The sequence below is a fragment of the Pseudorhodobacter wandonensis genome (assembly GCF_001202035.1).
GTDB classification, from domain to species: domain Bacteria; phylum Pseudomonadota; class Alphaproteobacteria; order Rhodobacterales; family Rhodobacteraceae; genus Pseudorhodobacter; species Pseudorhodobacter wandonensis.
Genome location: NZ_LGHT01000040.1, coordinates 39914 through 48112, shown reverse-complemented (window position 1 = coordinate 48112; position 8199 = coordinate 39914). Strand labels below are relative to the sequence as shown.

Here is an 8199-nt window from a genome sequence, read left to right as displayed (position 1 = left end):
GCCTTCGAAGACGCGGAATGCATGCCAGTGGGCATCAAACAGCATCTCATGCGTTTGCAACAGATAGGCCCGCACCAAAAATGCCCGGCTGTGCGACAGCTTGATATGCGCGACCTGCAGCTTGATACGCTCGCCGCCGACATAGGCCCAGTCCTCGCTCCAATCGAACTGGAAAGCCTCGCCCGGCGCGAACACCAGCGGCACGAAAGTCCCACGATCTGTCGTGTGATGCGCACGCTGCCGGTCACCCTTCCATTCCCGCACAAAGGCCGCAACACGTTCGTAGGAACCGTCATATCCAAGCTTTACAAGATCGGCATGCATCAGCTTCGCCGTTCGGCGTTCCTTGCGTGATTTGCGCTGATCAGTCGTCAGCCACGCAGTAAGATGCTTAGCATAAGGGTCCAGCTTGCTGGGGCGATCTGGCACCTGAAATGCAGGTTCAACAATCCCCTCCCGCAGATACTTCTTGATCGTGTTGCGAGATACGCCCGTCCGCCGCGCGATCTCGCGAATAGGCATCTTATCCCGCAGTGCCCATTTCCGAATTACCCTCAAAAATCCCATGTCTATCACTCCATGCGCCCCCAGCTGATTCAAGCCGGGGCAAGGTTACACATGGGTCAATTCTCAATGACAATTTCTGCTGGTGCCGGGTCAGTTCTCAATGACAATCAACAGGGGATGATGTGCAAACAACAGCTCCGTCGCATCGGCTACTTCAAGCAGCGTATCAAGCATGTTTCGCTATGCTTCAGGAACGCCGGGATGCCACGGGTTCGCATGAGCGTGAGTTCAACGCGCTGAACCAGTTTTACGCGAGCGCCCTCGAGGACTGGGAAGTTGTGCACATAGAGGCAAATGCCCCCGAACACGCGAGCCTGATATTTAGAGTTCTGAACAACAGAGGCCTGCCTGTTAGCGACTGCGATCTTCTTCGTGCAACCACGATGGAGCGGGCCGGTCAAAGGCTAGAAGCGGCGGAGAGAGATCAGCTGGCTGCGGCATGGAGGGAAATAGGTGGCATCGCTCCCAATCCCGATGACTACCTTGTGCTTGCCTACCAAGCGCGGACGGGTCGGCGTTTCAATATCGCCCGCACATCCACTGAATTCGAGGCGATGCACTTTGAGGAGCTCGCGAGCGGTGAGCTGCTGGGAGCAGCAGACGCCAGAGCTCTCGTCCAGAGAGTTAAAGCTCTCAAAGTGGATATGTTGAAGATCAGAGCCCTCGCTGAAGGAAACATCGTCGGCGGCGGGTTGAACCTGTCACAGGTTATGTCGGATCGGCTTGCTTACACGCTTCGCGACTTGAAGCAACATTGGATCCTCCCTCTCGTCTATGCGGCCCAGAGTCTTCACGCAGACCATCAAGAACGTTTGATGTGTGTCCTTGAGCGGTTTGCGTTTCGCTACGGGGTGTTGGCGCGCGCCAGGATTGCGGAATACGATAGAAAAATTGGCCCGATGATCACGAAGATTAGAGATACTCCAAACGAGTATCGCCTCGCTGATCTGGAGGCAATCTTGAGAGATCTTTTGGATCGCTATGCGACCACTGACGCGCTAGAGCGCCAACTTGATGGATTGGACTACGACAAGAACAAGAAGGAGCTTAAGTACCTTCTTGCCATCTCAGAGTTCATGTCGGCTTGGTACAACGGCCAAGCAAACGGCCGACCAACTGTGATGGCCCCGAATGTATCGATCGACATTCGTGCAATGACTTTGGAGCATGTCAGCCCACAAAACCCCGAAGAGGCGGGAGTGGAGATGCTACCTCATCTGCATAAGCTTGGAAATCTGACATTGCTTAGCGAGGATGAGAACAACCGGGCGGGCAATAGACCTTTCCATAACAAGAGGGCGATTTTGCAGGAGTCCCGCCTGCAGATCAATCAAGTCTTGGCCGAGAATGACGAATGGGGTGCCGACCAAGCGAGAGCGCGGCAGGAGGCCTTGAGGACGCAGGCGATGAGGATCTTCAACTTAAATTTCTGAAGTTAGGCGGCACTTCCTACGCGGCCCTGACGAATGCCGGAAACCGCTTCGATAAATAGTTCTGCGGCAGTTTCGACTTGATCCTTTGTAGTGCCAAAGCCCAGACCGAGGCGAAATGCGCATTTCGTGCGCTCAGTATTTGCGCCAAACATAGCCTCAAGCACATGCGAGTCTTTTACTGACTTTGTCGAACAGGCGCTGGAGCTCGAAAAAGTAATCTGCCCACTCAGCCGTCTCATGAGTGCAAGAGGTTCGATGCCGGGAATCGATAGATTGAGAGTATTGGGTAAGCGATCAGCCTCGCCACCATTTACGAAGGCGCCCGTTTCCTGGACAAGACGCCGTTCCAAAGCGTTGCGAAGATCAGCGATATTGGCGGCAATTTTCAGCCGCGGTTCTCTCAGCTCGAAAGCCGCCGCCAGCCCGACGATCCCAGAAGTATTGAGAGTGCCAGAGCGCAGCCCGCGCTCCTGGCCGCCGCCTCGAAGGATCGGTTCTAGTGCGACGTGAGGACGTCGGCGGCGACAATAGAGTGCACCGGTTCCCTTGGGGCCATACATCTTATGCCCGGAAAGGCTCGCGAGGTGAATGTTAGACGATTGGACGTCAATGGGATGGTATGCCGTCAGTTGCGTGAGGTCGCAGTGAAAGAGTGCGCCGTACTTTTCACAAAGCCGCCCGATTGCCGAAAGGGGATGGCAGACACCTGTTTCATTATTTGCGGCCATGGAGCTTACGAGCGCTGTGCCCCTTTTAAGCTCCGACTCAAGCAAGTTGAGGTCGATCCGTCCCTGGTCGTCAACGGCGAGCACGACGATCTCATTACCGGCACCAGTATTTCTGGCTGCTTCGAGCACCGATGGGTGCTCTGTTGCGATGGTAACAATCCGGGTGCGGCCCGTTTTGTTTTGAGCTCGCATCGTGCCGACAATTGCCAAATTATTGGCCTCTGTCGCACCACTTACGAAGATGATGTCGGCCGACCTGGCATTTATCCCCTTCGCGACCCGCTCACGGGCCTCTTCAACGGCAGCCGAAGCGGCGGCTCCCTCGCGATGGTCCACGGAAGATGGATTGGCTGGCAACTCGCGCATCGCCGCGACGATTTTGTCGATTACCTTTTCATCTACAGGTGTAGAGGCATTGTGATCCAAATAGATTGCAGATTGGGTCATGCGGCCTCCCCTGCCAACAACCTAGCTGCATCGGCAGGTGTGTCGATGCGGATGGCGATGTGTCCTATGCCGCGGTCTATGTGGCACCGCAGGCGGCGTATGAGCTCCTCGTCGTTGAGTTCGTGTTCATCGCTTGTCTCAACGAGGGAGAGAAGCGACAGGAAAATGGGTTGATCGGATCCGAACAAAGTATACGCGTTGAATTCTTGCCCACTCTCCTCAGGTGCAACCATTCCGCCCACTGGACCCATCTCCAGAGATGAGGTTAGCGCCATGCGGCATAACAGGTTTGGCGTAAGGCCGCTGCGTTGCCTCAGCATTCTCAGGCGACCAGTAGCCTCCGAGGATACTCTGAGTTTTGTAAAATGCATCAGACGAGTTCCTCGTACAGGTCATTTACTGATGAGACGGATGTTCTCCTGGCTTCCGTAGTCGCTTCCAGTTTGTAGGTCCGGGCGATATGTGGCGTAAGGGTCTCAGCAAGAGTTGGCGTCATCTCTGTATCGGTGCAAAGCAAGATCACTTGGTTGCTTGCCGTTGGCAGATAATCTCGCACGATCGAGAGCCGATGAGATTGGTCGAGCCGCGAGAACGGGGTGTCAATCACGATCGGCAATTGACGCCCGCTCGTTTTACCGAGCGCCCAAAGCATGGAGATCGCATATATCTGACGTTCGCCCGCTGATAGGCTGCTCTTCTCGATCGTAACGCCGTCACTGCCTATCAGGATTACGCTAAAGTCGGTTGGGTTGATCTCGACTTTGGAAACCAAGGACTTCTTGCGACTTAGGCGATTGAAACATCCGACGAATTCGGATTGCAGTCGGCTGATACGATCCTTCAACAATGCGCTGCCAAAAGAAGCGAGCGCGCTCTGAGCACGTAGAGCGAAAGCTGAACCTCTCTCCTCCTGCGCTAGCTTTTTCAGTGCGTTTTCCTCCTGCTTGAAACGACGCTCAACCGTGTCTAGCTCTCGCAACTTTCGATCGATTGCTTCATCACGGAACTCCAGATCACGTTCTAGCCCACCGAGTGTGCGCTCAGCTTCTTTCAGATCTGCAAGTGCCTTTTCAGCTTGTCCCGTGTCGAAACCCTCCAGTTCTCTCTTGAGTTTGGCCTTAAGCTCCCGATTTCGGTCAAATTTAGCGGCGAGTTGTGCCATGAGGTTCTGGCGACCGTCAGAGAGCAAGCCGAGTCTTTGAAGAATCCAATCAGGCTCGGCAAAGAGGTGTATATTCTGCCTCCCTCTATCGGTGTCGAAATCCGAACGCAGATCATCGAAATGATTGTCAGACCAAATATTCATTTTCGATCTGTCGGTGCGGCATCGCTTCTCGAATGCATCGACGAAATTTCGGATGGCATTCGAGTGATTTCCCTGGCGCGCCTCACTGGCCCTATGATGGAGCTTTTGTACCAAGAGTGGGGCTAGGCTCAGCGGCAAGAGTTCGTTCGCCGCGCGCTTTAACTGTGAGCTCAGTTCGGCCTGCTCATCTTCGGCCAAACGAAGTCTTGCAAGGGCATCTTCGCGGGACAGAGCACGTCGGCCGCCTTCGCTACGGTATGCCGCTTCTGATCGCTCAACGCGCCTGGCTGCTTGATCGCACCTGCTCTGTAGTTCGGCACGGCGAACTTGTTCTGCCGCGAGTTCTATTTGTAAAGTTTCTTTTTCTGCGAGTAGGCGTTCTATGTTGCCAGATGTGTTTTGATCCGCCCGGCGGCTCGTGTAGACCGTCAAGTCAGTTTGTAATTGGTCAATGATGTCCAACCCGAGAAGAGATCGGATGGCATCTCGCAGTCCGACGCTGCCGTCCTCGTCCGCAATTTCCTGAATTTTTTCTCCATCGAAGAAGAACAGTTGAGAGAGACCAAATGGAACAAGGTCTTCTACGTACTGGGCGTACTCAGTGCGGTCCAGGTCGGAAATCGGCTGACCTTCCCTGACAAGGTCTAACGTTTCAACGATTGATTTGCCTCTTGCTGACCAAGCTCTTGTAATTTCGTATGAAATATCCCGTCCGTTCTCTACTCTCACAAATGAAAGTGTGATTGCAGCCTCACGAGACGAAGCTGTTGCACTGATTTTTCTTAGAAGATGATTTTCATATGTCGATTGAGCGGTTCTTGGACCGAGTGATCTACGGCCATATAGAGCCAGTCGGATCGCGTCGAGAAAAGTGGTCTTGCCGCCGCCATTGTGCCCAAGAATGGCAACCACATTAGCTCCTTCTGAGGGCGCAGTCTCCAGATCAAAAGTGTGCTTTCCTACGTAGAGGCCAACATTTTCCAAGGCTATTTCACGGAATTTCATCTGACTAGCCCTTCTTCCGAAGATTCGCCTTCTTCGGTATCTATTTCCAAATCGGCCAGCACTTCTTCTTCCGAACGCCACTCTTTCTCGAGAATGCTGGCGATCCGGTTATGAATGGACGTCCGGCGACGCATGCCTTGAACAGATCGTTCCGCATCGAGCAGCTCACTCAATAGTTGCAATGAGATTTCATGCTCATCGCAAACCTGACGCAAGATGTCGCCGTCTCTTGACGAAAACTCGAAGTCGTCCGCTTTCTGGGCGTAAAGGTCATTGCCAAGTTCTTCTTTGACGATCCTATATGCCGTGTTCCCCCAATCTCCTAGTTCTCTGCGCCAGATGCGCTGGATCTCGTGAATTTCAGCCTCATGAATAAGCGTTGGCGCTGGCTCGTCCACAACAAGGTTGGAAGCCTCCTTCTGGGCTTCCAACAACCGCTTCAAAACTTCCTGGCGGAACTCGAATTTATAGGGGCCCGGGACCAAACCGTCGCCAGAGCGGTTGAGTGTGACGCGTCCAGTTCTCCTGCGGAAGTCACGCACAACTTTCTTGCGTTCCGGGTCGAGTGTTTCCGCCAAGAAATCACGGACGTCTAATAGTGGTTCGAGCCATTCCTCGCCATTGTCGACCATAGCTTCCATGGCCTTGTCTTTAGTCACGACAGTGCACACCCAACAGCCAAATCGCGAGTTGCCACAGCTCTCCGTGTTCTTATCTACCACGAGCGGGCATTCACCTGCTTGAGCGTTCCGGTACATTTTGAGCAGTTGGCGGTTGTCGGCTCCCCAAGGGGCGGGTGTTTGCAGGATGTAATCCCAGACATCATCAACTGATAGCGCTTCAATAGGCGTGAAGACAAAAGCGCCCAATAGCGATGAATGGCGTGAAAAGAGGCTGCCTTCCAATTTGTGTAGCGCCATTACTTGCGCTCGTGTTGCGCTTTCTGCGCTCCGAACACCGAGGACCATAACTACTTCGCCAAATTCTGCGACTCGACTTTTTATAAATGCATTCGCGGGGTCAATTTTCAGACGCTCGGTACACCAGCGGAAACGCCGCGAAGGCGCAGGATAGCCGCGTCCAATGAGATTGACCCAAAAGCTATCGCCAATATCGGGTACGACCTTATGTGCCGTAATTGGCATGCCTTGTGCCTTGGCGGAGCTATTGATCTTCGCAAGTGCCTCATCAATATAGTCCACAATCACGGGTGTTTCCACCAATGTGTCTGAGCTTAATACGTAAATCGGTTTCTGCCGTTCTGGTTCTGGTAGTGCCTGCAGCGCGCGCCAGATCATCTGCAGTGCGCATGTCGAATCCTTCCCGCCGCTATATCCAATGACCCAAGGCCGATTGTCGTTACAGTAGGCGACCCGGATCCGTTCTTCTAGCGCGTCGAAGGTGAGTGGCGCGGTTGGCGAATTTGCATTTTTGTCTGTGTTCATGCCGCAACCTGGCCCTGTGCGTCGATCGCAGCTTTCATTCTGGGTTCCAATGGCAAACCGACTGTCTCGAGCAAAACCGCTGCGCCAAGTAGAACGCTTCTGCGTTGCCCATTCATACGCGCGTCATTCATTACCTTGCCTTCCCAAAGGGTGGCATTGCGTCGCGACCAGTCCAAGGATGACAGTGATTGGAGTTTTTCGGGCCATGTATCAGGAAAGGCATCAATTAACGACCCTCCGAGAACGCCGAAGGACTGTAACAGAACACCATGGGAGTGTACCGTATTCTGTCGAAGGTCATGTGCATTCAGACTACCTCCGTCTAGCCTCTGCCAGTCATCCATAATATCATAAAGCGCATTCCAGAATTGTACGACGTAGTCGAGCGTAGATGAGCCAAAGCGTTCAGCCGCAGGGCCAACCATCCACTCATGCGCTTGCTGCAAACTCGACAGCGTGTAAAGTTTCGTTGTTCGGTTTGAGAGTGATTTTTTTTCAAGTTCGAGAAAACGATTAAAGAAAGGGACCTGACGAAACACTTCAACAGATAGTCCCGCAAGTGGATCGCGCTTGTCGTAAAGTATATTGAGTGAATTCGAGGGTCTTACTGCGTTCATATTTAAATCAGAAAACATTTGCTGGCTTCTTTCCAGCCCGCGATCCGCAAAAACTACGACCGAAATAGTCTCGTTCTCTAGGGCAGGTCGGGTCTTCAGGGCGTCTTCGATTGCTGCGCGGCGATGCTGACCGTCGTTCAATATGATGCGCGCATCCATTGCAAAGCTGAGGGTGCCGACATTTCTAAGCGCACCATCGCGGCTGGCCGGCGTGAACGTGAGGTCTCCATCTACCGAAGCGCAAAGGGAAGATAGTATGTAATTATCCCAATTTTCTGCTAGATAGCTCGCAATTTGCGGAACCCTTGATTTCGACAGTACACGTTGTGCACGTAGGTCAGGCGGCAAACCATCTCCATCGAAGATGAAGAGGCGTGGAACCATTTTCATCGGCACCATTACGGTGTAGTAGGCAGTGCGAGACTGCACACCCCGGATCGCTTCAAAGGTCAGTTCATTTGCCATGGATACCTCCTAGTCGGAAGTTAGTGGAAGTTAGACTGGAAGTCTATACTTGTATCTGATTTTTGATCGTCTCGATTTGGCAGATGCGAATTGACGGTGCGTGCCGCCTGTTGCTGCGCGTCGTCGAGCTTTCCCCGAACCGTAGACACCGCGATGGCCACAGCGCCGCGGTTTCTGCATGATTGC

General features: G+C 53.3%; 7 protein-coding genes. 1 reads left to right on the top strand and 6 read right to left on the bottom strand.

Translation table 11 applies throughout. The features are described from left to right. Positions 1-567, bottom strand: a 567-nt coding sequence (gene istA, locus AKU79_RS13330; protein WP_156209753.1) for an IS21 family transposase, incomplete at its 3' end; no start/stop codon positions are given. A 182-nt stretch (positions 568-749) separates the two neighbouring features. On the opposite strand from istA, the gene AKU79_RS13325 reads away from it, so the two are divergent. Beyond that, positions 750-2000, top strand: a complete 1251-nt coding sequence (locus AKU79_RS13325) for an HNH endonuclease family protein (RefSeq protein ID WP_050524082.1) — start codon at positions 750-752, stop codon at positions 1998-2000. A 2-nt stretch (positions 2001-2002) separates the two neighbouring features. Here AKU79_RS13325 and AKU79_RS13320 read toward each other — a convergent pair whose 3' ends face one another. Genes AKU79_RS13320 through dndB form a run of 5 tightly spaced genes read right to left on the bottom strand, consistent with a single transcriptional unit; the run spans position 2003 to position 8013 of the window. Then, positions 2003-3175 (bottom strand): cysteine desulfurase family protein, encoded by a 1173-nt coding sequence (locus AKU79_RS13320; protein WP_050524081.1) that lies wholly within the window; start codon positions 3173-3175, stop codon positions 2003-2005. Continuing rightward, positions 3172-3546 carry a DNA sulfur modification protein DndE gene (dndE, locus tag AKU79_RS13315; protein WP_050524080.1) on the bottom strand — a complete coding sequence of 125 codons (375 nt, stop codon included), beginning with the start codon at positions 3544-3546 and terminating at the stop codon, positions 3172-3174. Before dndE ends, AKU79_RS13320 begins: the two co-directional genes overlap by 4 nt. After that, positions 3546-5486, bottom strand: coding sequence for a DNA sulfur modification protein DndD (dndD, locus tag AKU79_RS13310; protein WP_050524079.1), 1941 nt, complete (start codon positions 5484-5486; stop codon positions 3546-3548). Before dndD ends, dndE begins: the two co-directional genes overlap by 1 nt. After that, on the bottom strand, positions 5483-6931 hold the full coding sequence (gene dndC / locus AKU79_RS13305) for a DNA phosphorothioation system sulfurtransferase DndC (RefSeq protein WP_050524078.1): 1449 nt from the start codon (positions 6929-6931) through the stop codon (positions 5483-5485). The genes dndD and dndC overlap by 4 nt, the downstream gene beginning before the upstream one ends. Then, positions 6928-8013, bottom strand: a complete 1086-nt coding sequence (dndB, locus tag AKU79_RS13300; protein ID WP_050524077.1) for a DNA sulfur modification protein DndB — start codon at positions 8011-8013, stop codon at positions 6928-6930. The genes dndC and dndB overlap by 4 nt, the downstream gene beginning before the upstream one ends. Between the last annotated feature and the right edge of the window lie 186 nt (positions 8014-8199).

Bases quoted from the DNA above. Each gene is read 5' to 3' on its own strand.
- dndD (WP_050524079.1), bottom strand. From the start codon at position 5,486: ATGAAATTCCGTGAAATAGCCTTGGAAAATGTTGGCCTCTACGTAGGA.
- AKU79_RS13320 (WP_050524081.1), bottom strand. From the start codon at position 3,175: ATGACCCAATCTGCAATCTATTTGGATCACAATGCCTCTACACCTGTA.
- dndB (WP_050524077.1), bottom strand. From the start codon at position 8,013: ATGGCAAATGAACTGACCTTTGAAGCGATCCGGGGTGTGCAGTCTCGC.
- dndE (WP_050524080.1), bottom strand. From the start codon at position 3,546: ATGCATTTTACAAAACTCAGAGTATCCTCGGAGGCTACTGGTCGCCTG.
- AKU79_RS13325 (WP_050524082.1), top strand. From the start codon at position 750: ATGCTTCAGGAACGCCGGGATGCCACGGGTTCGCATGAGCGTGAGTTC.
- dndC (WP_050524078.1), bottom strand. From the start codon at position 6,931: ATGAACACAGACAAAAATGCAAATTCGCCAACCGCGCCACTCACCTTC.